This window comes from Stenotrophomonas sp. STEN147 (assembly GCF_056757995.1).
In genome coordinates this window covers 93,013-117,388 of sequence record NZ_JBRRCG010000001.1, presented here as the reverse complement: position 1 = coordinate 117,388, position 24,376 = coordinate 93,013, and the positions used below count along the sequence as shown (strand labels likewise).

At 65.7% G+C, this 24,376-nt stretch carries 23 protein-coding genes; 18 read left to right on the top strand and 5 right to left on the bottom strand.

Features of this window, described 5'->3' with window-relative positions; translation table 11 throughout:
• The first annotated feature begins 24 nt into the window (after nt 1–24).
• The 6 genes from ACVOKU_RS00625 (at nt 25) to ACVOKU_RS00600 (ending at nt 5,061) form a co-directional block, all read left to right on the top strand.
• Entirely contained in the window at nt 25–942 is a 918-nt protein-coding gene (locus ACVOKU_RS00625) for a lytic transglycosylase domain-containing protein (RefSeq protein WP_262101167.1), read from the top strand.
• Nucleotides 943–1,131: 189 nt separating this feature from the next.
• Nucleotides 1,132–1,752, top strand: a complete 621-nt coding sequence (gene petA, locus ACVOKU_RS00620) for a ubiquinol-cytochrome c reductase iron-sulfur subunit (protein ID WP_053516597.1) — start codon at nt 1,132–1,134, stop codon at nt 1,750–1,752.
• Nucleotides 1,752–3,011, top strand: coding sequence for a cytochrome b (locus ACVOKU_RS00615; protein WP_053516598.1), 1,260 nt, complete (start codon nt 1,752–1,754; stop codon nt 3,009–3,011). Before petA ends, ACVOKU_RS00615 begins: the two co-directional genes overlap by 1 nt.
• Nucleotides 3,004–3,753 (top strand): cytochrome c1, encoded by a 750-nt coding sequence (locus tag ACVOKU_RS00610; protein WP_481558773.1) that lies wholly within the window; start codon nt 3,004–3,006, stop codon nt 3,751–3,753. Before ACVOKU_RS00615 ends, ACVOKU_RS00610 begins: the two co-directional genes overlap by 8 nt.
• Before the next feature lie 134 nt (nt 3,754–3,887).
• A complete protein-coding gene (locus ACVOKU_RS00605; RefSeq protein ID WP_053516601.1) occupies nt 3,888–4,523 on the top strand; it encodes a glutathione S-transferase N-terminal domain-containing protein in 636 nt (211 codons plus the stop codon).
• A gap of 85 nt (nt 4,524–4,608) precedes the next feature.
• Complete coding sequence (locus tag ACVOKU_RS00600) at nt 4,609–5,061, top strand: ClpXP protease specificity-enhancing factor (protein ID WP_279941789.1); 453 nt, start codon at nt 4,609–4,611, stop codon at nt 5,059–5,061.
• A gap of 116 nt (nt 5,062–5,177) precedes the next feature.
• On the opposite strand, the gene ACVOKU_RS00595 is transcribed toward ACVOKU_RS00600, so the two are convergent.
• The 4 genes from ACVOKU_RS00595 to ACVOKU_RS00580 form a co-directional block, all read right to left on the bottom strand.
• Nucleotides 5,178–5,528 carry a DUF3301 domain-containing protein gene (locus tag ACVOKU_RS00595; protein ID WP_053516603.1) on the bottom strand — a complete coding sequence of 117 codons (351 nt, stop codon included), beginning with the start codon at nt 5,526–5,528 and terminating at the stop codon, nt 5,178–5,180.
• 68 nt (nt 5,529–5,596) lie between these two features.
• Nucleotides 5,597–6,577, bottom strand: a complete 981-nt coding sequence (locus ACVOKU_RS00590; RefSeq protein ID WP_481558772.1) for a DUF2272 domain-containing protein — start codon at nt 6,575–6,577, stop codon at nt 5,597–5,599.
• Between the two features lie 168 nt (nt 6,578–6,745).
• On the bottom strand, nt 6,746–7,597 hold the full coding sequence (gene nadC, locus ACVOKU_RS00585) for a carboxylating nicotinate-nucleotide diphosphorylase (RefSeq protein WP_481558771.1): 852 nt from the start codon (nt 7,595–7,597) through the stop codon (nt 6,746–6,748).
• The gene (locus tag ACVOKU_RS00580) at nt 7,594–7,863 is read right to left on the bottom strand and encodes a Trm112 family protein (RefSeq protein WP_005408847.1); all 270 of its coding nucleotides are present in this window, start codon (nt 7,861–7,863) and stop codon (nt 7,594–7,596) included. Before ACVOKU_RS00580 ends, nadC begins: the two co-directional genes overlap by 4 nt.
• A gap of 58 nt (nt 7,864–7,921) precedes the next feature.
• On the opposite strand from ACVOKU_RS00580, the gene purE reads away from it, so the two are divergent.
• The 3 genes from purE (at nt 7,922) to ACVOKU_RS00565 (ending at nt 10,006) form a co-directional block, all read left to right on the top strand.
• Nucleotides 7,922–8,425, top strand: coding sequence for a 5-(carboxyamino)imidazole ribonucleotide mutase (gene purE / locus ACVOKU_RS00575; RefSeq protein ID WP_053516607.1), 504 nt, complete (start codon nt 7,922–7,924; stop codon nt 8,423–8,425).
• Nucleotides 8,422–9,567, top strand: coding sequence for a 5-(carboxyamino)imidazole ribonucleotide synthase (locus ACVOKU_RS00570; RefSeq protein WP_481558770.1), 1,146 nt, complete (start codon nt 8,422–8,424; stop codon nt 9,565–9,567). The genes purE and ACVOKU_RS00570 overlap by 4 nt, the downstream gene beginning before the upstream one ends.
• Nucleotides 9,568–9,664: 97 nt before the next feature.
• Nucleotides 9,665–10,006, top strand: a complete 342-nt coding sequence (locus ACVOKU_RS00565; RefSeq protein ID WP_111186039.1) for a carboxymuconolactone decarboxylase family protein — start codon at nt 9,665–9,667, stop codon at nt 10,004–10,006.
• 58 nt (nt 10,007–10,064) lie between these two features.
• Here ACVOKU_RS00565 and ACVOKU_RS00560 read toward each other — a convergent pair whose 3' ends face one another.
• Nucleotides 10,065–10,643 carry a superoxide dismutase gene (locus ACVOKU_RS00560; protein ID WP_481558769.1) on the bottom strand — a complete coding sequence of 193 codons (579 nt, stop codon included), beginning with the start codon at nt 10,641–10,643 and terminating at the stop codon, nt 10,065–10,067.
• Nucleotides 10,644–10,764: 121 nt separating this feature from the next.
• On the opposite strand from ACVOKU_RS00560, the gene grxD reads away from it, so the two are divergent.
• The 9 genes from grxD to ACVOKU_RS00515 all read left to right on the top strand — a co-directional run bounded on the left by grxD (nt 10,765) and on the right by ACVOKU_RS00515 (nt 24,369).
• A complete protein-coding gene (grxD, locus tag ACVOKU_RS00555) occupies nt 10,765–11,085 on the top strand; it encodes a Grx4 family monothiol glutaredoxin (protein WP_053516610.1) in 321 nt (106 codons plus the stop codon).
• Entirely contained in the window at nt 11,082–11,858 is a 777-nt protein-coding gene (locus tag ACVOKU_RS00550; RefSeq protein WP_481558768.1) for an SDR family NAD(P)-dependent oxidoreductase, read from the top strand. The genes grxD and ACVOKU_RS00550 overlap by 4 nt, the downstream gene beginning before the upstream one ends.
• A 234-nt stretch (nt 11,859–12,092) precedes the next feature.
• Nucleotides 12,093–15,326, top strand: coding sequence for a TonB-dependent receptor (locus tag ACVOKU_RS00545; protein ID WP_481558767.1), 3,234 nt, complete (start codon nt 12,093–12,095; stop codon nt 15,324–15,326).
• Nucleotides 15,327–15,578: 252 nt separating this feature from the next.
• Nucleotides 15,579–16,967, top strand: coding sequence for a nucleotide 5'-monophosphate nucleosidase PpnN (gene ppnN / locus ACVOKU_RS00540; protein ID WP_053516614.1), 1,389 nt, complete (start codon nt 15,579–15,581; stop codon nt 16,965–16,967).
• Nucleotides 16,968–17,129: 162 nt separating this feature from the next.
• A complete protein-coding gene (locus ACVOKU_RS00535) occupies nt 17,130–17,648 on the top strand; it encodes a GspH/FimT family pseudopilin (protein WP_481558766.1) in 519 nt (172 codons plus the stop codon).
• A complete protein-coding gene (gene pilV, locus ACVOKU_RS00530) occupies nt 17,645–18,112 on the top strand; it encodes a type IV pilus modification protein PilV (protein ID WP_053516615.1) in 468 nt (155 codons plus the stop codon). Before ACVOKU_RS00535 ends, pilV begins: the two co-directional genes overlap by 4 nt.
• Nucleotides 18,112–19,299, top strand: coding sequence for a PilW family protein (locus ACVOKU_RS00525; protein ID WP_481558765.1), 1,188 nt, complete (start codon nt 18,112–18,114; stop codon nt 19,297–19,299). The genes pilV and ACVOKU_RS00525 overlap by 1 nt, the downstream gene beginning before the upstream one ends.
• Before the next feature lie 7 nt (nt 19,300–19,306).
• A complete protein-coding gene (locus ACVOKU_RS00520) occupies nt 19,307–19,795 on the top strand; it encodes a pilus assembly PilX family protein (RefSeq protein WP_053516616.1) in 489 nt (162 codons plus the stop codon).
• On the top strand, nt 19,792–24,369 hold the full coding sequence (locus ACVOKU_RS00515) for a pilus assembly protein (protein WP_481558764.1): 4,578 nt from the start codon (nt 19,792–19,794) through the stop codon (nt 24,367–24,369). Before ACVOKU_RS00520 ends, ACVOKU_RS00515 begins: the two co-directional genes overlap by 4 nt.
• Nucleotides 24,370–24,376 lie beyond the last annotated feature (7 nt).

The following is a 24,376-nucleotide window of genomic DNA, read 5'->3' as shown; positions in this document are numbered from 1 at the left end:
GGCGAAGCTGGGACACTCGCGGCCATGAAGGGGAGACTGGGGACAACGGCGATCATCATCGCTGCGCTGACCGCTGCGCCGGCCAGCGCCGGCACCCTGTACAAGTGCCAGGGGGCAGACGGGGTCACCAGCTATGTGAGCAAGCGTGTGGCCGGTGCCCAATGCAGCACCATCAGCTACAGCCGGGAGGCCGCCCGCCCGGCCCGCCCGGCAGCAACTGTTGCCAGGCCGGTGCCGGCCACCGTGGCCAGCATCGAGCGTAATCCGGTGGCGGTGGCCGCCAGTGCCGCCGTGCCCGTGCCGGCTGCACCGGCGCCTGCTTCGACTCCGGCGGTTGCTGCCGGCACGTCCCGCACCGGGCGCATGGTCAGTGGCCAGGTCTATTCCTATATGAAGGATGGGGTGCGCCACTACACCAGTGCGCGGCCCAGCCAGGTTGCCCACCTGGGGCCGGTGCGCACCATCCGCTACAGCTTCATGGAGCGCTGCTACGCCTGTGGGGCCAACCCGCGCGTGGACTTCGGCACCGTGCGTCTGAACACGACGGCCTTCCAGACCGAGATCGCTTCGGCCGCGCGCGAGTTCGGCGTGGAGGAGGCGGTGGTCCGGGCGATCATCCATGCCGAGTCGGCCTACAATCCGACTGCGCTCAGCCGCGCCGGTGCGCAGGGCCTGATGCAGTTGATGCCACCGACTGCCGCGCGCTTCGGGGTCAGTGATTCCTACGATGCGGGCCAGAACATCCGTGGCGGGGTGCAGTACCTGTCGTGGCTGCTGAAGCGATTCAACGGCAACCTCACCCTGGCCGCCGCCGGTTACAACGCCGGGGAAGGTGCGGTCGACCGCCACGGTGGCGTGCCCCCTTACAGCGAAACCCAGTACTACGTGCGTCGGGTGGGCCAGCTGGCCGAGCGTTACCGCAGTGCCTTGAGTCACCAGTAGTCCGGCCGGTGCCGGTGCCGACTGACGGCCCATCGCCGGCTGCCGGTCGGCACACGTTGCAAAGAGTTGTTGCAATGCGTTGTGTGGCGCGTAACGGTTCCGCTACACTCGCCCATGATTCAATGCGGCTCTGGCCCCCACCAGACCGCTGGCAGCCTTAAAGCTACCTAATCAATATCGGAGTGCCGGATGGCCAACGATGGGGTACACGATCCAGTCAATACCGGACGTCGGCGTTTTCTTACTGCCACCACAGCCGTGGTTGGCGCCGTCGGCGTCGGATTCACCGCAGTTCCTTTCATCAAATCGTGGAACCCCAGTGCCCGCGCGAAGCTCGCGGGAGCACCGGTGGTGGCCGATATCAGTGCCCTGCAGGAAGGCCAGCGCCTGATCGTGGAATGGCGTGGCCAGCCGATCTGGATCGTCAAACGGTCCAAGGCGATCCTCGACGCGCTGCATGGGCTCGACGACCGCCTCAAGGACCCGGAGTCCGGCGAGAAGGACCAGCAGCCCGCCTACGTGCTCAAGCAGAATCCCGAGCTGCGCTCGATCAAGCCCGATGTGTCGGTGCTGGTCGGCCTGTGCACGCATCTGGGCTGCTCGCCGGAGATGGTGGCCGAGATCCGCCCCGAACCGTATGACCCGCAGTGGAAGGGCGGCTACTTCTGCCCCTGCCACAAGTCGCGCTTCGACATGTCCGGCCGCGTCTTCAAGGACGTGCCGGCGCCGATCAACCTGCTGGTGCCACCGCACCACTACCAGGACGACAACACGCTCATCATCGGTGTCGATCCGGAGGGGGCAGCCTGATGGCCAATATCCTGAGCCGTACCGCGACAGGCGTCGCCGACTGGGTCAACGCCCGCGCGCCGGGGCTGATGCCGATCTACCGCAAGCACGTCAGCGAGTACTACGCGCCGAAGAACTTCAACATCTGGTACTACTTCGGTTCACTGGCGCTGCTGGTGCTGGTCAACCAGATCGTCACCGGCATCTTCCTGACGATGCACTACAAGACCAGCGCGGCGGAGGCCTTCGGCTCCATCGAATACATCATGCGTGATGTCGAGTGGGGCTGGCTGATCCGTTACATGCACTCCACCGGTGCATCGCTGTTCTTCATCGTGGTCTACCTGCACATGTTCCGTGGGCTGCTGTATGGCAGTTACCAGAAACCGCGCGAGCTGGTGTGGATCCTGGGCATGCTGATCTACCTGGTGCTGATGGCCGAGGCCTTCATGGGCTACGTGCTGCCGTGGGGCCAGATGTCGTTCTGGGGCGCCAAGGTGATCATCTCGCTGTTCGGCGCGATTCCGGTGATCGGCAATGGCCTGACCGAGTGGATCATGGGCGATTACCTGCCCAGCGATGCCACGCTCAACCGCTTCTTCGCGCTGCACGTGATCGCACTGCCTCTGGTGCTGCTGCTGCTGGTGGTGCTGCACCTGGGCGCGCTGCATGAAGTGGGGTCCAACAACCCGGATGGTGTGGAGATCAAGAAGGGGCCCAAGGGCAACCGCTGGTCGCCCAATGCACCGGCCGATGGCATTCCCTTCCATCCTTACTACACGCTCAAGGATGGCGTCGGCGCCGGCTTCCTGCTGATCATCGCCGCCTTCATCATCTTCTTCGCCCCCGGCTTTGGTGGCCTGTTCCTGGAGCACGACAACTTCACCGAGGCCAACCGGCTGGTGACCCCGGAACACATCAAACCGGTGTGGTACTACACCCCGTACTACGCGATGCTGCGCGTGGTGCCGAACAAGCTCGGTGGCGTGCTGGTGATGTTCTCGGCGATCGCCATCCTGTTCCTGGTGCCCTGGCTGGACAAGGCGCGGGTGAAGTCGGTGCGCTACCGCGGCTGGATCTCGAAGGTGATGCTGGGCATGCTGGCCGTGTGCTTCGTGTGGCTGGGCGTGATCGGCTCCGGTCCGGGTACCGACGTGCACGAGACCTACATCGGGCGGGTGCTGACCTTCCTGTACTTCGCGTTCTTCATCACCATGCCGCTATGGACAAGGCTGGACAAGACCAAGCCGGTACCGGAGAGGGTGACCACGCATGACTGAGCGCTGGATGGTCCGGCTGGCCCTCGCGGCCGCCCTGATGCTGGGCAGTTTCCTGGCCACCGCTGCCGAAGGCGGCACCAAGCTGCTGCAGGCCGGCAACGACCTAGGTGACCGCGCATCGCTGCAGCGCGGCTCGCAGCTGTACATGAACTACTGCTCCAGCTGCCACGCGCTGAAGTACCTGCGCTACTCGCGGATGGCGCAGGACCTGGGGCTGACCGAGGAAGAGGTGATGAACAACCTCAACTTCACCGGTGCGGCAATCGGCGATCCGGTGCCGGTGGCGATGCCCAAGGAGCAGGCCGAGAAGTGGTTCGGCAAGATGCCGCCGGACCTGAGCCTGATCTCGCGTGTGCGGGGCAGCGACTGGGTCTACACCTACCTCAAGTCGTTCTATCTCGACAGCAGCCGCCCGCTGGGCTGGAACAACGCGTTGTTCGCCAACGCCTCCATGCCCAACCCGCTCTGGGAAATGCAGGGCCTGCAGCATGCCGTGCACGGCAAGGCCGAAGGGCCAGGCATGGACCCCCCGGTGACCGGGCTGCGCATCGACAGTCCCGGCTCGGTTGATGCCAGCCAGTACGACCAGGCCGTGCGGGACATCACCAACTTCCTCGAATACGCCGGCGAACCGGCCGCGCTCAAGCGGCAGCAGCTGGGCGTGTGGGTGATCCTGTTCCTGGCCCTGTTGACCTTCTTGGTGTACCTGCTGAAGAAGGAATACTGGAAGGACGTTCACTGATTCTGCCGCCGGCCGTTGGCTGGGCCTATTGGCTTTTGTGATGGTCGGTTGCACACTCGGGGAGAAGTCGACCGCCGGCACGGTGCTGGCGGCGCCGATGCGGCAGGCGGTCTCCTGTCGTAGGAGAGCCTTTGATGGCGGCGAGCGTACGCATGCGCAATACACTGACGCTGTTTTCCTCAAACGACGATGTACTGTGCCACCGTGTGCGCCTGGTCCTTGCGGCCAAGGGTGTGACGTTCGATTTCGTTGCGGTCGATCCGCAGAATCCGCCCGAAGACCTGATCGACCTCAATCCGTACCATTCGGTGCCGACCCTGGTCGAGCGCGAACTGGTGCTGTACGCCGCTTCGGTGGTGAGCGAGTACCTTGACGAGCGCTATCCGCATCCGCCGCTGATGCCGGTCGATCCGCTGTCACGTGCACGCATCCGCCTGGCGATGCTGCGCATCGAGCACGACTGGGTGCCGCAGGTGCAGGCCATCCAGCTGGGCAACAAGACCCAGGCCGAGGCCGGGCGCAAGCGCTTGAAGGAGTTGCTGACCGCGTCGCTGCCGCTGTTCAAGGCCAGCAAGTTCTTCCTGAACCCGGAAATGAGCCTGGCCGACTGCGCGATGGCGCCGATCATCTGGCGCCTGCAGTCATTGGATGTGCCGCTGCCGAAGGACGGCAAGGCCATCGAGGATTACGGCAACCGCATCTTCCGCCACCCGGGGTTCGTGCGCAGCCTGACCGAGCAGGAAAAGAAGCTGCGCGACCTGCCCGTCTGAGCAGACCACTGCTTTCCCGTCTGCACGCCGACCGGCGTGCAGGCGATCCGCCCCGGTCGGGGCGTCGGGCGCGTACACTTCACGCATGACCGAAGACTTCTTCCACATGACCAGCCACCGCCCGTACCTGCTGCGGGCACTGGTGGAATGGATCAATGACAACCAGCTGACCCCGCACATCCTGGTCGACGCCGGCGTCCCCGGCGTACAGGTGCCGCCTTCGGCGGTCAAGGATGGCAGAGTGGTGCTCAACATCGCCGAACGCGCGGTAGTGCGCTTGATGATCGACAACGAGATGGTGAGCTTCTCGGCGCGCTTCTCCGGTACCAGCTACCCGGTGCAGGTGCCGATCAGCGCCGTGCTGGCCGTCTACGCCCGCGAGACCGGGCAGGGCATGGCACTGCCGGATGACATTCCGGGCAGTGAACCGGCGTCGGCCGGCGACGAAGTGCTGCATGACGACGACACGCCGCCGGAGGATACGCCGCCGGCAGGACCGCCGCCGAAGGGTCGGCCGAACCTGCGCGTGGTCAAGTAACAGGAGCGTCCAGCGCAGCTTTGCGCCTTGCCGTTCTACAGACCTGGTCGCCGGGCATGGCCCGGCGCTACCGATCCCGGATCAGGAGGATCCACGCCACGCGTGGATGTCCGGGATCAGACATCCTCGGCATCGTCCACATCCGGCCGGATCTGGCTGATCCGCGCCGCGCCCGGGCCGGTGAACGACACCAGCTGATCGCCGCGCAGCACCATCCGGCCCACATGGCGATCGATGCCATCGTAGGAATACTCGAACTTGAAGGTGCGCTCGAAACCGAGCCGGCCATCCTCGCCGCGCGACAGGCGCAGGCCGGTGGCATGCACCGCCTGGTCCAGCCACTGCACATTGGCGGCGCGGCAGGCGTTGCGTCCCAGCTCGACCGCACGCTCGGCGGCGGAGCGGGCAGCGTTCCAGAAGAAGTAGACGATGGCGCCGGCAATCAGCAACAGCAGCAGGGTGGGCATGGTTCCAGGGCGTCAGGTGTCGATGCGGCAAAGATGGCGGCGAATGCCTGCTGGATCAAGCAGAAGATTCAGTTCATCCGCTGCGGATCACCGGAAGCCGGCTGCACTGCAGGCGCTGTGGTCATCGGTGGCGTTGCCGGTGCCGGTGCGATCAACGGCGCGGTCGCGGTCAGCTGCAGCAGTGCGGCCCAATCCTGGCGGTTGAAACTGCATTCGTCCTCGCGCCCCGGCGTGCAGCTGGGCTCGATACCGGTGCTGTCGCGTTCGCGGGCCGCAGGCAACTGGATCAGTCCGGTCCGATCCAGCGGCAGCAGCCGCATCGCCACGGTGTTCATGACGTTGCCGCCTACCAGGTACAGGGTCTGGTCACCGCCGAGATTGGCCGCAACCACCACTTCGCAGTGCGACTTCCAATGGCCGACCGAGCCGTTGCCAAGCGCCTGAACCAGTCCGCTGTAGCTGAGCGTGGTGCTGCGGTCGCGCAGGAAGCACAGAAGATCACCGGGGGCCGGCTTTGCCGCGGCTGGATCGGCCAGCCGGTAAGGCACGCCGGAAGGGCCACCCTGATAGGCAGCACGGATGTAGTCGATGTGGCGCGGCGAGGTGTTGAAGCCGGGGACACCGGCACGCACCATCACCCAGGAAATGAAGGCAGCCGACCAGGGATTGTCGATCAGGAAGGCACGGCAGTCGCTGTCGGTATAGCGCGAGCCCAGTGGCGCGGCACAACTGCTGGCACCGGCGATGCTGCCCATGGCGTTGAGCGTGCCGCTGTCACGCCAGTAGTGGGAGACACGCTGCCAAGCAATCAGGCCGTTGTCGGCCAGATGCTCGTTCTCGGCTTCCGTGACGCTGAGGCTGGCGGCGCGGCCATCGCGGTCGATGAAGGGGCGGAACCACAGCCGATGCTCGTTGCACGCCGCGTTGCGGATGGCAATGGCCAAGGGGCTCAGGCCGAAGCGCGGCGGGACATCGCAGGCCTCGGCCGCTGCGGCGGACAAGGGCATTGACGCGAGCAGCAGACAGGCAGGCAACAGCATCCGGCGCATGCGCGGCTCCAGTGGGGGATGCGCGCAGCGTCGCAGCGCCGTCGTGAACGCCGGGTGGATCCGTCAATGTCGGCCGGGCATGGCCCGGCGCTCCCCAGTGCATGACGCCTCCGGTAGCGCCGGGCCACGCCCGGCGGGCAACGCGGTTGCGTCAGGCGTTACCGGGCCTCAACCCGGCGGTGGGCCCAGCTTCAGTGACAGATCGATGGCCTGTACATGCTTGGTCAGGCCGCCGATGGAGATGCAGTCCACGCCGTCCTCCGCGATCGAGCGCAGGCCGCCAAGGCCGACGCTGCCGGACACCTCCAGCGGAATGCGGCCGGCGGTGATGCGTACGGCTTCACGGCGCAGGTCGGGGCTGAAATCATCCAGCAGGATGCGCTCGCAGCCGCACTCCAGCGCCTGGCGCAGCTGGGTCAGGTCTTCGACCTCGACCACCAGCGGCAACCGTGGCCATTGCCGACGCGCGGCCGCCACCGCAGCGGCCAGCGAACCGGCGGCACGGATATGGTTTTCTTTCAGCATCACCATGTCGTACAGGCCGAAACGATGGTTTTCCCCGCCTCCGCAGCGCACTGCGTATTTCTGTGCAAGGCGCAGGCCGGGCAGGGTCTTGCGGGTGTCGAGAATGCGCGTGCCGGTGCCGGCCACGGCGGCCACGTAGCGCGCCGTGGTGGTAGCGGTGCCGGACAGGGTCTGCAGGAAGTTCAGCGACGTGCGCTCGGCGCTGACCAGGCTGCGGCTGCGGCCGTGCAGCAGCGCAAGTACCGTACCGGCAGTGACGGACTCGCCTTCGGCGATGCGCCATTCGATGCGCACGTCCGGGTCGAGCGCGCGGTGGGTGGCATCGAACCACGGCCGGCCGGCAATCACCGCATCCTGTTTGCACAGCAGGTAGGCGCTGTCAGTCTGGTCGGGCAGCAGGGCGGCGGTGACGTCGCCGCTGCCCAGATCCTCCGCCAGTGCGCGGGCGACATCGGCGGCGACGACGGCCGCATCCGGCGTCGGCAGCATGCTCATGCGGCCGGGAAGTCAGCGATCTGCGCGGTTGGAATGGCCTCCTCGGCCAGCAGCACCGGGATGCCGTCGTCGACCCGGAACACCTGCTTGCGGTCACGGGTGACCAGGGCCTCGCGCAGCGGCTGTGCCAGCGGGTTGCCGTCGGCCTTGTTCACCGCGCCGGCGGAAATCGCCTTGTTGAGGGCTTCCAGGCCCTTGCCATCCAGCAGGGACAAGGGCTGGCGGGTGTCCGGCGACACCAGCAGGTCGAGCAGCTTGCGATCCATGGTTCTTCGTCTTGCGTGGAAGACGGCTAGAATACGTCTTTAAGGCAGGTGACGGCCAATGACCCCCAATCCGAACGCGCCGCTCGTCGGCATCGTCATGGGTTCCCGCTCCGACTGGGAAACCATGCAGCACGCCGCCCAGAAGCTTGAGGCCCTGGGTGTTCCGTTTGAAGTGAAGGTGGTGTCCGCCCATCGGACGCCGGATGTGTTGTTCAGCTATGCCGAACAGGCGGGCGGACGTGGCCTGCGCGCGATCATCGCCGGCGCCGGCGGTGCCGCGCATCTGCCGGGCATGATCGCGGCCAAGACCGCGGTTCCGGTTCTGGGTGTGCCGGTGCAGTCCAAGGCGCTCAATGGCATGGACTCGCTGCTGTCGATCGTGCAGATGCCGGCCGGCATTCCGGTGGCTACCTTCGCCATCGGCAATGCGGGTGCCTCCAACGCCGCGCTGTTCGCCGCCGCGATGCTGGCCAGCGACCAGCCGGCCATCGGCCAGGCGCTGGATGCCTTCCGCACGCGCCAGACCGAAGATGTGATGGCCCACGACGACCCGCGCCAATGAACCTGACTGTCGGCATCCTCGGCGGCGGCCAGCTGGCCCGCATGATGGTCCTGGCCGGTGCGCCGCTGGGACTGCGCTTCGAACTGTACGATCCGGCGGCGGACGCCTGCAGCGGGCCGCTGGCACCGCTCACCGTCGGTGCCTTCGATGACCGCCAGGCGCTGGCGGACTTCGCCGCCAAGGTCGATGTAGTGACGTTCGACTTCGAGAATGTGCCCGCGGACAGTGCGCAGTGGCTGGCCGAGCGGGTGCCGGTGTATCCGCCGCCCGCAGCGCTGGCTGTAGCGCAGGACCGCCTGAGCGAGAAGACGCTGTTCCAGCAGCTGGGCATTCCGCTGCCGCCGTTCGCCGATATCCGCAGCCGCGAGGAGCTCGCCGCGAAGACGGCCGCGTTCGGCCTGCCGTGCATCCTCAAGACCCGTCGCCTCGGCTATGACGGCAAGGGCCAGTTCCGGTTGCGCAGCGAAGCCGACATCGACGCTGCCTGGCAAGCCCTGGGCGCCCAGGTCGAGCATACCGGCCTGATCCTGGAGGGCTTCGTGGCTTTCCAGCGCGAGGTCAGCGTGGTGGCCGTGCGCGGTCGTGACGGCGGTTTCCAGGCCTGGCCGGTGACCGGCAACTGGCATGTGGATGGCGTGCTTTCGGCCAGTGTGGCGCCTGCCGTGCTGTCGGCTGCCGAACAGGATGCCGCCATCGGCTATGCCCGTCGCCTTGCCGAGCATCTGCAGTACGTGGGCGTGTTCGCCCTGGAGCTGTTCTGCCGCGACGGCGAACTGCTGGCCAACGAGATGGCGCCGCGCGTGCACAACTCCGGCCATTGGACCATCGAAGGCAGCGAGACCTCGCAGTTCGAGAATCATCTTCGCGCCGTGCTGGGCCTGCCGCTGGGCAGTACCCGCATGCTCGGCCACGCCTGCATGCTCAACTGGCTGGGCGAGATGCCGGACCCGGCGCCAGTGCTGGCCCAGGCCGGCGGCCACTGGCACGACTATGGAAAGCAGCCCCGCGACGGCCGCAAGGTGGGTCACGCCACGCTGCGTGACGACCAGGCCGGCGCACTGGCCACGGCGCTGGAACAGGTGGGCGAGGCACTGGGGCGCCAGCTGCAGGTCGAACCGGCCGTGCGGTCGCTGCGCGGTTGACCGCGACGCGGAAGCGCAACGCTGTGGCGCGCCGATGCACGCATCGGCGCATCATCCAGGGTGATAGCGTGAGGCTCCTTTCCCCGGAGTCATCGTCATGCTCGACTGGAACGCATACCGCAAGGAACTGAAGGGCCGTATCGGCGAGATCGGCAAGCTCTCGCCGGATACCATCAAGGGCTACGCCACGCTGGCCAATGCCGGTGCCCAGACCCACCATCTCGATGCAAAAACCCGCGAGCTGATCGCGCTGGCGGTCGCCGTGACCACCCGTTGCGATGGCTGCATCACGGTGCACGTCGATGCCGCGCTCAAGCAGGGCGCCAGCCGCGAGGAGATCGCCGAGGCGCTCGGGGTGGCGGTTTCGCTCAACGCGGGAGCGGCACTGGTGTACTCGGCCCGGGTCATGGATGCGGTGGCGGCGCACGAGAGCGCCTGATGCCCGCCGTGTCGCCAGGCATGGCCCGGTGCTGCCGGGCCACGCCCGGCGGATGCTCTCAGCGCAGCCGGCTCTCGGCGAATTCCCAGTTGGCCAGCTGCCAGAATGCCTCCAGGTAGCGTGCACGGTCGTTCTGGTAGTCGGTGTAGTACGCGTGTTCCCACACGTCGCAGCACAGCAGCGGCGTGCTGTCGCCGGTCAGCGGGGTGCCGGCGTTGCGGGTGGCCTGGATGCCAAGCTGGCCGCCCGGATGCTGCACCAGCCACACCCAGCCGGAGCCGAACAGGCCCAGCGCGGTGCGGTTGAACTCCTCGCGCAGGCGCTGCACGTCGCCAAACTGGCGCTTGACCAGCTCGCCCAGCCGTCCCTGCGGCTCACCGCCGCCGCGCGGGCGCAGGCACTGCCAATAGAACCCGTGGTTCCAGGCCTGGGCCGCGGCGTCGAACAGAGCGCCCTGGGCATGGCGGACGATCTCCTCCAGCGAGGCCTCTTCCCATTCGGTACCAAGGATGCCTGCATTGACCGTATCGACGTAGGCACGGTGGTGCCCGCCGTGATGCAGTTCCACGGTCTGCGCGGAAAGATGGGGCTGCAGGGAGCCGGACAGGTAGGGCAGGGCAGGCAGTTCGACGGGCATGGACAGGTTCGTGGCCAGAGGGGCGGCGGCAGCCGGTTCCATCCGCTTACAATGGCGGCTACCTTGGGCAGTCTAGCCGACCATCGCGGTCGGTTTGTCCGGCGAAGCAAGGAGTGTGGTTGTGGCGGTAATGCAGCAAATCCAGGCCGAGGTCGATCGTTACCCGCTCGTGCTGTTCATGAAGGGCACCCCGCAATACCCGACGTGCGGCTTCTCCAGCCGCGCCGTACAGGCGCTGATGGCTGCCGGCGCCGTCTCCCTGCGCACCGTCAACGTGCTGGAGGAGCCGGAAATCCGCGCGAACCTGCCGCGTTTTTCCAACCTGCCGACGTTTCCGCAGCTGTTCATCAACGGGGAGCTGATCGGCGGCTGCGACATCATCATGGAGCTGTTCGAATCCGGCGAGCTCAAGCGCATCGTCGAAGAGGCGACCCTGGGATGAGTGCGCAGCCATCGACGTCACCGACCAGCGGGGCGCTCGATGGCCGCCCGTTGCAGGACCGCGTGGTGCTGGTGGCCGGTGCCGGTGGTGGCCTCGGAAGTGCCGCCGCGGTGGCCGCCGCCAGCGCAGGCGCGACCGTGGTCCTGCTGGGGCGGAAGCCGCGCCGGTTGGACCGGGTCTATGCCCAGGTGCAGGCAGCCGGTCCCGAGCCCCTGCTGTATCCGCTGGATCTGGAAGGGGCCGGTCCAGATGACTACGCCGACCTTGCCCAGGCGCTGCAGACGGAGCTGGGGCGACTGGACGGGCTACTTGTCTGCGCCGCCCATTTCCCGGGCTTGACCCCGTTCGAACTGGCCGACCCGGCGAGTTTCGCCCGCGCCGTCCACGTCACCCTGACCGCACCCGCCTGGCTGGCGCAGGCCTGCCTGCCGCTGCTGCGCGAGCGCGAGGATGCGGCGCTGGTGTTCACGGTCGATGCCCCGGAACGGGTGGGGCAGGCCTACTGGGGGGGCTATGGTGCCGCCCAGCATGGCCTGCGCGGCCTGATCGCCAGCCTGCATGATGAGCTGGGCCGCAGTCCGGTCCGGGTCAGCGGCCTGTACCCGGGGCCCCTGCGCACGGCCCTGCGCGCCCGTGCCTACTCGATCGACCAGGACCCGGCTGCGCAGGGGCCGGAGGCCGCCGCCGCCGCGGCCGTGACCCTGCTGTCCAGCGCCGGCTCGGCCTGGCGGGGGCAGATCCTGGATGCAGGCAGCGCACGCCCGGCAGGGTGAAGGGCGATGTAAGGCGGGATGAAGATCCCGTCATGATTGCGTTGCGATCCGGTGCCGTTTGTCGCACAACCGTCACATTGATGGCGTAGCGTGTTAATCTAGTGTTAACCGTTATGGCTGCCTTCAGCCAACACGGTCGGGAACCCCAGATCACTGTCCAGTCGGCCACCCGCAAGGCCGCTTGGATGCGCCTTTTTTTTCCGCCATCGCCAACTCGTATCGAGGCTACCCTAGATGACCCACCCACTCCGGATGTCCAAGCTCACCCTTGGTCTCGTGGCCGCACTTGCTGCCGCTCCCGCCTTCGCCCAGAGCACCTCTGCAGGTGTCGGCGGCCAGGTCGTGTCCGCCGCTGGCCAGCCTGTCGCCGGTGCTGAAGTCACCATCACCCACACCGAGTCGGGCACCGTTTCGCGCGCCACGACCGATGCGTCGGGTCGTTACAACGCGCGCGGCCTGCGCGTGGGTGGTCCGTACACCATCACCATCACCAAGCCGGGTGAAGGCACCAAGACCGAAGAGGGTGTCTACCTGAACCTGAACCAGGTCAACACCGTCAATGCCAACCTGACCGGCGACGTGGCGGCCACCAACCTGGACGCCGTGAACGTTGTCGCCACCGCGGGCGGCCTGGACATCTTCAGCGCCACCAAGATGGGTACCGGCTCGAACGTGACCCGCGAAACGATGGACGCGCTGCCGTCGGCCAACCGCAACATCCAGGACTACATCCGCCTGGACCCGCGCATCTCGCAGGTCAGCAAGGCTGACGGCGCGATCTCGGCTGGCGGTCAGAACACCCGCTACAACGCGATCCGTATCGATGGCATCAGTGCCTCCGATCCGTTCGGCCTGGGCTCCAACAACCTGCCGACCGAGCGTCAGCCGGTGTCGATGGATGCCATCCAGGAAATCAACATCGACCTCGCGAACTACGACACCACCATCGCCGGTGGTACCGGTGCGGTGATCAATGCCGTGACCAAGTCGGGTACCAACGAGTTCCACGGCACTGTCTACGGTTCCTACCGTGACAAGGACATGGTCCGCGAGGAACTGCGTGGCGAGAAGTTCAACGGCTTCGAGGACGAGAAGACCTACGGCATGACCTTCGGCGGCCCGATCGTCAAGGACAAGCTGTTCTTCTTCAGCAACTACGAGAAGTACGAGCGTTCGGCCGCTGGCATCAGCCTGAGCGACACCCCGATCGGCAAGGGCACCATCACCCAGCAGCAGATCACCGACGTCCAGAATTTCCTGGGTGGACTCGGCTATGACCCGGGCAGCCTGAGCGCACCGAACAGCAAGACCGAGATCGAAGAGTACGCGGTCAAGCTGGACTGGAACATCAATGAAAACCACCGTGCGGCCCTGCGCTACAACAAGATGGAGCAGAACGTCGTCCGCTTCCCGCAGGTCAGCACCAGTGCGATCTCGCTGAGCAACTTCTGGTACCAGCAGCCGACCGAATACGAAACCTGGATGGGCGAACTGTTCAGCGACTGGTCCGAGAACTTCTCGACCGAGTTCAAGGTCTCGCACAAGGATTACTCGGCCAACCGCGTTCCGCTGGTCGACATGCCGCAGATCCGCATCCGTTCGGGTAACGACTCGCTGTACGTCGGTACCGAGCAGAACACGCACGTCAACATCGTGGAATCGAAGGAACTGAGCGCCTTCGGTGCCGGTACCTGGTACATCGGCGATCACACCGTCAAGTTCGGCTTCGACTACTCGAAGAACGACCTGATGAACTTCTACGGCCGCAACCTCAACGGCGTCTACGAGTTCAACAGCGTCGAGGACTTCCTGAACGGCCGCATCGCGCGCTACCAGCTGCGTGCCCCGCGCGCCGGCGGCAGCCGCAGTGATATCCCGGCAGACTTCACCCTGAAGAACACCGGTGTGTTCGTCCAGGATACCTGGGCGATCAACTACAACCTGAGCCTGATGTTCGGTGTCCGCGTCGACATGCCTGACTTCAGCAGCCAGCGCCTGTACAACCCGCGCATCGAGCAGCTGTACGGCTTCAACAACACCCAGCTGGTCGACAAGAACCTGGTGCAGCCGCGCGTCGGCTTCAACTACACCTTCGACAGCGAGCGCCCGACCCAGCTGCGTGGTGGCGTGGGCCTGTTCGGTGGCGCTGCCCCGAACGTGTGGCTGGCGGGTGCCTACCAGAACACCGGCCTGAACTACATCGAGTACGACGAACGCAACCTGACCAGCGGCTTCACCCCGGACGGCAACAATCCCTACATTCCGGCTGGTGGCCCCGCAGCTGCGCGCCAGAACGTCGACATCATCGCCCCGGGCACCCGCCTGCCGTCGGTGTGGAAGGCCAACCTGGCGTTCGACCATGAGCTGCCGTGGTACGGCATCGTGGCGTCGGCCGAAGTGCTGATGACCAAGGTCAAGGACGGTATCTACTTCGACCGTCTCGACGTTTCGGCGCCGACCGCTTACGGCCAGGACGGTCGTGCGATCTACTGGGATGCGAATGGCCGTAATCCGGCGAACAGCCGCATGTCGGGTGGCACCAACTTCGGCATGACCACCGGCACCAACCGTGCCACCGACCGTGCCAACCGTCCGAGCGACATCGGCGACGTGCTGGTCATGCGCAACACCGACAAGGGTCGTGGTACGCAGGCCACCTTCTCGCTGGCCAAGCCGCTGACCGAGAACTGGGGCTGGTCGCTGGGTTACACCTATACCAAGTCCAAGGAAGTCAGCCCGCTGACCAGCTCGCAGAACACCTCGAACTGGAACAACACGCTGATCTTCAATGCCAACGAAGACGTGGCCTACGACTCGCGTTATGCGATCAAGGACCGCATCACCGGCACCCTGGAGTGGAAGCACAACTTCTTCGGTGACAACGCCACCCGCGTCGGCCTGTTCTACGAAGGTCGTTCGGGCCGTCCGTACAGCTACATCTTCTACAACGATGCCAACGGCGACGGTGCTACCACCAACGACCTGTTCTATGTGCCGAGCGGCCCGGGCGACGTGCTGTTCGGTACGGTGGTCGGCGGTCGCTTCGTGCAGAGCGCGCAGATGGAGCAGGACTTCTTCAACTGGCTGGCGCAGAATCCGGAGCTCGATGCCTACCGTGGCAGCGTGGTCCCGGCCAACTCGCACCGTGCCAAGTGGATCAACACCTTCGACGTCCGCATCAGCCAGGAGTTCCCGGGCTTCGTGAAGAGCCACAAGGGTGAGATCGCGCTGGACATCATGAATGTCGGCAACCTGCTGAACAAGAAGTGGGGCCTGATCGACGACTACGGCTTCTACGCTACCCGTCGCGTCGCCAACTACGCGGGTATCGACCCGGCGACCGGCAAGTACGTGTACTCGTTCACCGGTTCCACCGACAACCCGGCGATCCAGGAAAACAACAACGACAAGGGCAACACTGCCGTGTCGCGCTGGTCGATGCAGCTGACCCTGAAGTACAAGTTCTGATCCGTCGGAACATCACGTAGTAGACGGAAACGGCCGGGGCAACCCGGCCGTTTCCCGTTCGGGTGAAAGTTCTTGCAGTGGTCACGACATCGGCGTAGCATCCGGTTTCGTGCGCGGCGCCGATGCCGCAGATGCGGTCCCGGAATGGCGAACGCGGTCAGCACACATCCAACGGTCGGGATTCCCGGCCGTTTTGCTTTTTAAGGGGGCGGCAGTACAGTCGGAAACCTTGAAGGAAGCGAAACGTTGGATATGACCACGAACGAAAAGGCAGCCCGTGCGCTGCCGGTACAGGACGCGCGGATCTACCCGCGCGGTGGGCTGGATGTGCTGTCGCGGGCAGAAGTGGCGCGCCTGCGCGACGCCTCCGGCGGCGGCATGCACGAGCTGCTGCGCCGCTGCGCGCTGGCCGTGCTGACCAGCGGCAGCGCATCGGATGATCCGCGCGCGGCGCGCGATCTCTATCCCGACTTCGACATCCAGGTCGCGCAGCAGGATCGCGGTGTGCGCATCGACCTGGTCAATGCGCCGGCGATGGCCTTCGTCGATGGCGAAATCATCCGCGGCGTGGCCGAGCTGCTGTTTGCCGTGGTCCGCGACCTCGCCTACATGGCCATCGAAATGGGCCCGGCCTACGCGGCCGAACTGGAGTCCTCCGAAGGCATCACCAACGCGGTGTTCGGCCTGCTGCGCAACGCGCGCATCCTCAACCCCGGCGACCCGAACCTGGTGGTCTGCTGGGGCGGTCACTCGATCTCGCGCGATGAATACCTGTACACCAAGCAGGTGGGCTACGAGCTGGGCCTGCGCGGCCTGGACATCTGCACCGGCTGCGGACCGGGTGCGATGAAGGGCCCGATGAAGGGGGCCACGATCGCCCACGCCAAGCAGCGCAAGACGGTGACGCGCTACATCGGCCTGACCGAGCCGGGCATCATCGCCGCGGAATCGCCCAACCCGATCGTCAACCACCTGGTGATCATGCCGGACATCGAGAAGCGCCTGGAGGCGTTCGTCCGCATCGGTCACGGCATCATCGTGTTTGCCGGTGGTGTCGGCACCGCCGAGGAGATCCTGTACCTGCTCGGTATCCTGCTGCGCGACGAGAACAAGGACCTGCCGTTCCCGCTGATCCTGACCGGCCCGACCGTAGCTGCGCCGTATTTCGAACAGATCGACCGCTTCATCCGGCTGACTCTGGGCGATGCCGCCGCCGAGCGTTACGAGATCATCATCGGCGACCCGGTTGCCGTGGCCAGGAAGATGTCCGCCGGCATCAAGCGCGTGCGCGAGCATCGCCTGGCGCAGAAGGATTCGTTCTTCTTCAACTGGTCCATCGAGATTCCGTGGGAGTACCAGCAGCCCTTCGTGCCGACCCATGAGGCCATGGCGGCACTGGATCTGCACCATGGGCGTGCGCCACACGCCCTCGCGGCGGACCTGCGTCGCGCCTTCTCCGGCATCGTTGCCGGCAATGTGAAGGAGGATGGCATGCGCCGCATCGAGCAGTTCGGGCCGTTCCAGATCCACGGTGACCCGGACATGATGCAGGCCCTGGACGCGCTGCTGCGCGCCTTCGTCGAGCAGCGCCGGATGAAGATCTCCGGCGAGTACCAGCCCTGTTACCAGGTGCTGGCCTGAGACCGTGCCGGCGGGATGGGGATCGCGCCGGCAGAGGTGGGGAAGGGCGGTTCGTCAAGCGTTTGACGCCCGTCGCCCCGGATTGACCGTTCATCCTGCCGCCGCTTGCTGGCGGCAGGGCGATGGCCCATGGTGGCGATCAATACGCTGGGGAGCGTCCACATGTCTTTGCGCCGGCAGAACGGCTTCACGCTGGTTGAGTTGATGATCGCGGTGGTCGTGCTGGGCGTGCTGGCGACGATCGCGTTTCCGAGCTTCCAGAGCACCATCCGCTCCAACCGCATCGCCACCACCAGCAATGACCTCATCGCGTCGATGGCGCTGGCCCGCAGTGAAGCGGTCAAGAACCGCGGGGGCGGGGGCGTGTGTGCCTCTGCCGGAGGCACGTCCTGTGATGGCGACAGCTGGACCGATGGCTGGCTGGTCTGGGCCGACAGCAACGGCGATGGCGCGCTCAGCGCCGGCGAAACCGTCCTGCGCTACAGCCCCGGACGTTCGGCGCTGGTCGCCGTCGGTACGCCCGACCTGTCGGTGAGTTTCGACCCGCGGGGCCGCAATCGCGCCAATGCCACGCTCGACCTGACGCTGCGCCCGGACAACTGCGGCAAGCAGCCGCTGCAGCGCACGCTGCGCCTGTCCCCGACCGGGCAGGTGCGTCTGTTGAAGGAGGACTGCAAGTGAGAACGCCCCGTTTCCGTTCGCCGCGCAACGCACAGGGCGGCTTCAGCCTGATCGAGGTATTGATCGCGATCCTGGTGCTGGGGGTCGGTTTGCTGGGTTTCGCACTGCTGCAGACGATGAACGTGCGCTTCGTGCAGAGCGCCAACTATCGCACCCAGGCGACCAACCTGACCTACGAAATGCTTGATCAGCTGCGGATGAACCGCTCGATGGCACCGTCCTACGTGGGCGACTACACCGCGACCACCGCGGCCAAGAACTGCCTGCCACCGGTCGGCAACGACATCGGCAAGGACGCGTTCACCCTGGACTGGACCTGTCGTCTCGGCAAGGCGCTGGGGGACGGGGCCACGGCCAAGGTCGCACGTGCCGGTACCCAGTACACGGTCAGCGTGACGTGGGGTGACGAGCGATGGAACGCGGACGCCAGCGATACCACCTTCAGTGCCGGGAGCCGCCTGTGATGCGTGTGTATTCCCCGGCCCGTCGCATGGCCGGCCTGTCCATGGTCGAACTGATGATCGCGCTGACCATCGGCGTGATCGTCATGCTTGGTGTCGTCCAGGTGTTCGCGGCCTCGCGTGCTGCCTATCAGCTGTCCGATGGCCTGGCGCGCGTGCAGGAGAACAGTCGCTTCGCCATGGATACCCTGCAGCGCGAACTGCGCATGGCAGGTCATTTCGGCTGCGTCAACGATCAGGCCCGGCAGTCGCCGGATGGCGTCTCGCTGTTTACGACGTTCGCGGCCACGCCTCATCCGGCGCTGGACTTCCAGCGATCCATCCAGGGCTACGAGGCGACCGATACGGCACCCGGCGATGCGGTGACGCTGCCGGCCACTCCGGCGACGGGCGGCACCGCGTACACGCCCGCATTGCCCGATGAATTCGCTGCGGCGCTGCCCAACCGCGTCAACGGCAGCGACATCGTCGCCCTGCGATACCTGATGCCGGACGGCGTGCCGGTCACGGCTTCCGGTGGTACCGTCGCGCAGCCGGTCTTCAGTTTCGACAAGGCTCGACTCGCCGTGCTGCAGAGTGGCGTTGCCGATTCCGGGCTGTACGGCGCTGCCGACTGCGCCAGCGCCACCGTTTTCCAGGCGCGCAGCATCGACAAGGCAGGGGGCACGATCACCTTCGGCGATGCACCGAACAATGCGAGCAACTTCATCCGTCCGGTGACCGCAGGCCAGGCGATGCTGCACCGTGCGGAAAGCGCTGTGTACTACGTGGGCTACGACGCTGCCAGTGCACGTTCCTCACTGTACCGTGTGCGTTTCAACGCCACGCCCAACGGTGCGCTGGTCGCCGGCGCGCCGGAGGCCCTGGTGGAGGGTGTGGAGAACATGCAGCTGCTGTACGGCCAGGATCGTCGCCTGACCAGTGCCTACCCGACCGGCTTCATTGATCGCCAGGGTACCGCCGCTACCGTGCAGGCATCGGCCAATCCCAACATCAATGCCTGGCGGCGCGTGGGCGCTGTGCAGATGGGCCTGGTGATGGCCAGTCCCGATCCCTCGGCAGCCCCTCAGGCCGACCAGAGTGCGGTCCTGACCTCGATGGGTGTGACGTTCACCGCGCCCGAGGACGGCCGCATGCGCGCCGTCTACCAGACCACCATTGCCCTCCGCAATCGCCTCTTCGGCAACTGAGGCCACCATGCATCCGCGCCCGCGCACCCCCTCCTTCGCATCGCACCGCCAGCAGCGCGGCGCGGTGCTGTATGTCGCTCTGATCATGTTGATCCTGTTGGCCCTGATCGGCATCGCCGGCATGCAGGTGACCGGCATGCAGGAACGCATGGCCGCCAACTACCTGCGCTCGAACCAGGCGTTCCAGAACGCCGAGGCCGACGTGCGTTCGCAGGAGGCGGCGATCCAGGCAGTCATCGACAGCGGCAAGATCTTCGAGGCCAACCAGGAAGAGTGCAGCCCGGTGTTCGACCCGGCAACCTGGGCCGATGGCAAGACCACGGCAACGGCGATCAATACCCGCCGCCTGGACAAATGCGTGCCGGTCGGGCCACTGGGCCTGGGGCGGCGCAAGAACGAAGAGACCGAGAACATCTACCAGATCACCGTGTTGGCCAGTGACGATCCGGCCAATCCTTCTTCCAGCGCCGTCATCGACACGATCTTCATTCCATGAATACTCCGCGCCGATTCTCCCGCCTTGTCTCCTCCCCGTGGCTGCGTGCAGGCACCGCCGCTGCCGTGCTGGTGGGCGTGGGCGCACTGGTCTATCCGCTGTTCGCCGCGCTTGGCGACTATGACATCGCGCAGGAGCCGCTCTACAGCAAGAAGACCCAGCCGCCGCTGATGATGATGGTGATGTCGCGCGACGAGCAGCTGTTCAACAAGGCCTACAGCGACTACAGCGATCTGGATGAGGACGGCACGCTCGACACCACTTACCAGGACAAATTCGACTACTCCGGGTACTTCGACTCCAATCTCTGCTACACGTACAGCAGCAGCCAGTTCAAGGCCACGGCCCAGGCGACCGGCACGCAGAGGCACACCTGCTCGGGTACCTGGTCGGGCAACTTCCTCAACTGGGCGACCATGAGCCGCCTGGATGTGATGCGCTACGTGCTGTACGGCGGCCATCGCATCACCGATACCGCCAGCAAGACGGTGCTGGAGCGGGCGCAGATTCCCAACGACCTGCATGCATGGGTCAAGGTCTACAGCGGTACGGACATCAACAACTTCACCCCGTACAAGACGACCATGTCGTTCTGCAACGCGACCATCAGCGCGACCGGTGCGCCGTTGATGCGCGTGGCGACCGGCAGCTTCGGGGAATGGGCCTCGACTGCCGGTTACCAGTGCATCGTGGGGCGCAGTGACGAGGGCAAGGATGACTCCCCCCGATCGGTCGCGGCCGACCTGAATGTCCGGGTTGAAGTCTGCGCCACCGGTTCTGGAACCTTCCAGGAAGCGTTCTGCCGCAAGTACAACGACGGTACCCGGGACTACCTGAAACCGGCGGGCCTGCTGCAGTCCTATGGTGAAAGTGGCCGTCTGCGGTTTGGTCTGGTCACCGGCACCTATGTCAATCCTCGCGATGGTGGCGTGGTCCGTCGCAACATCGGCAAGATCGCAGGCAATGGCACGACGTTCTGCGCAGCCGGCGACGAGATCAACCTGTCCAATGGCCAGTTCTGCAACACGCTGGCGGGCGGGGCCGAGGGCATCATCAATACGATCTCCAACTTCCGCATCGACCAGTGGAACTGGAAGGACAAATGGACTGACTGTGACGACTACAGCATCCTGAATCGCCAGGGCTTCGACGGCCGGGGCAACCTGACCGACCCGGGCAACGCGTCCAAGAAGTGCAGCGCCTGGGGCAATCCGCTGGCGGAGATGTATGCCGAAGCGCTGCGCTACATCAAGGGAGAAACGAAGGGAATCTACAGCGCCAGCGGTGATCTCAGCGGCCTGCCCAATTCGGTGGCCTGGAAGGATCCGTACCGGTCGCCGAACGACGGCGGCAACTCCTACTGCGCTACCTGCAACATCCTGGTGATGTCCTCGGGCCTGCCGTCCTTCGACAGCGACAACATCGGTACGGTCACTGGACTGACCACGGCAGCCGCGGCGACCGATGTGATCGGCAACCAGGAGAACATCACCGGTGGCAACTACATGGCAGGCCGTGTTGGCCTGACCAATCGCTATGCCTCGATCAACACCCATGAGGACATCTGCCGTGCGGTCAAGGTGACAGGCCTTTCGCTCGTGCGCGGCATCTGCCCGGACGTGCCGTCCACGGAAGGCAGCTACCTGATCTCGGGGCTGGCCAAGGCCGCTGCCGAGACCGATCTGCGTCCGGGTGTGCAGAGCAAACCCAACACCTACAAGCTGACCGCCACCACCTACACAGTGGCCATGGCCGAGAGCCTGCCGAAGTTCGAGATTCCGGTGGGCAATGGCAAGATCACCCTGGCCCCCCTGTGCCAGGCCAACAACACCGAAGCTGCGGGCATCAACAGCAGCGGCTGGCGCAGCTGTTTCCTCGGCTCGGTCGGCGTCGGCACCAAGGCCTCGTCCGTTGACCCCAAGTACGTGTATGGCCGTAACTATCGCGCAGACGGCAAGGCCGGCAGTTTCTCGCTGGTCTGGGAAGATTCGCTGTGGGGCAACGACCACGACAACGACGTGGTCTCCATGCTCAGCTACTGCGTAGGCGACACCTGCGACGAAGGCAGCGCAACACCGTTCCGCAACATCTGCTGGCGCTCGACCAGCGCCGAGTGCCGCAACAATGCGGTGCGCAACAAGGTGGGCGCGGATGAGGTTCTGGTGCGCATCGAGAATCTGTCTGCGTATGCGGGCAACGCGATGCTGACCGGCTACACGATCGTGGGCTCCAATGCCGCTGACAACGTGCAGCGGCTGGTGTTGCGCCCCGGCAATCGCAATGGCTCGGTACTGAGCACCACCGCCGATCCTCCGAGCAGCTGGACCGGTGCGGTCGTGACGCGCTACAAGCTGGGCAGCGGTCAGGCCGGGCAGCTGGAAAGCCCGCTGTGGTACGCCGCCAAGTATGGCGTGCCGGAAGGCAAGAAGTGGGACAGCAAGGTGCCCGGTGTACCGGACAACTACTTCCTGGCACGCAATCCGGCCAAGCTGAAGTCCGCGCTGGAATCGATCTTCGACAGTGCTGCGGCTGGCGAGGCCCCGGTGGGTGGCAGCGGCACCGGGGCCCGTGTCAACGCCGGCTCCTTCACCGTGTCCGCGCACTACACGGTGCCGTCGGGCTCGAACGACTGGACCGGTGATGTCATTGCCAGCCAGACCACGAGCACCGGAGGCGCGGGCGCTGAACTGTGGCGTGCGTCGACCAAGATGAGCGCCTCCGGGCGGACCATCGTGATGTCGACCGCCCCCACCTATGTGAACACGTCCAACCAGCTGGTGCCGGTGGCAGCGGCTGATTTCACCGCCGACAACGTTCCCGGGCGGGATCGCGCCGAAAAGCTCGGCAACATGGGGCTCAACACGGTGCCGAACTGGTTCGGTTCGCACACCGTGGCGGATCTGGTCAGTTACCTGCGCGGCTCACCGGTGAGCGGTTTCCGCCCGCGCAGCTCACTGCTCGGCGATATCGTCAATTCCAGCGTGGAGATTGTGTCCAACAAGGACGACTACGGCTTCACCTCGTGGCAGGCGCAGGGGGGAGTGAGCTGGAAGACCACGCTCGGTTTGAGCTATCGGGCTTACCTGGCGACCAAGGTGGCAAGCGGTGGCCCACCGTCGATGGTCTACGTCGGTGCGAACGACGGCATGCTGCATGGCTTCAATGCCAGCACCGGCACCTCGGCGGGCAGCGAGCAGTTCGCCTTCATTCCATCGGCTTCGCTGCAGCACATGGCGGAGCTGGCCAACCCCACCTATGGACATCGCTACTACGTGGACGGCGGACTGACCTCGTCGGACGTCTACTACGGCGATGCCTGGCGCACGGTACTGGTCGGTTCGACCGGCGGCGGCGGCGCGTCGCGCGGGCCGTCGGCCACGGCAGTGGGCAACGGTTCGGTGTTCGCACTGGATATCAGCAATCCGACCGGATTCACCGCCAGCAACGTGCTGTGGGAGATTTCCGGCAAGACCGAATCGGACCTGGGCTTCGTCATGGGCAAGCCGGTCGTGGTGCCCGTCGCCGGCCCTAATGCGGACAGTCCGCCCCGGTTCGTCGCCCTGTTCGGCAATGGCGTCAATTCCAGCACCGGCCGACCGGTACTCTATGTGGTCGACATCCGCACCGGCGAGATCCTCAAGCGCGTGTACCCCACGGCGGGCAAGTACGCAGTCGCCAATGGCCTCAACCATGTCACCGCGGTAGCGCTGCACAACAGCAGTGGCCTGGCCGACACCGTCTATGGCGGCGACATGCAGGGCAACATGTGGCGATTCGACCTGCGTGGCGGTGATCCCAGCGCCTGGAATGTGGCCCTCAACGGCACGCCGCTGTTCACCGCAGTGCGCAGCGCTGTCGCCCAGCCGATCACCGGTGCGATCGAAGTCTCGGCAGGGCCGGGCGGTGGCGTCAGCCTGTTCTTCGGTACCGGTCGCTACTTCACCGCTGACGACAATGCCGTGACCCGTAATTCGCCGGTGCAGACCCTGTATGGTCTCTGGGACAACCTCTCCACTGCCATTTCCAGCCGTGATTCGCTGGTGGGGCAGACCGTCAGTGCCAACGGCGCCGGCTTCCGTGACGTGTCGGGCAACGGCGTGGACTACGCGAGCAAGCGCGGCTGGTACGTCGACCTGATCGTGGGTTCCGACGTGGAGGGTGAGCGCTTCTTCGGCTATCCGACGCTGCAGGGCGGCGCGGTGATGTTCACCACCTATGTGCCCGGGCAGGCGGTCTGCGGCACCGGCGGCGGCACCAACTGGCGCTATCGCCTGAACATGCTGACCGGCCAGCCGGCGATGAGCGGCTTGACCGACGAGGTCGGCGGAAACGCGCTGTGCGGCGCCAACTGCGGTGCCGGTGCGCTGACCCGCGGCGGAGACATCGCAACCGGTGCCCCCGTGCTGTCCACCAATGTCAACAGCACCACCTTGAAGGGCTGCGATCCCAGCGATCCGAAGTGCACGGTCGATGGATCGCTGGACCGCTGCATCGTGGCCCTGAACACGCCGGGCGCGGATACTGCGTATGGCCAGCGTGCCTGTGGTCGCCAGTCGTGGCGCCAGATCCGATGACTACCAG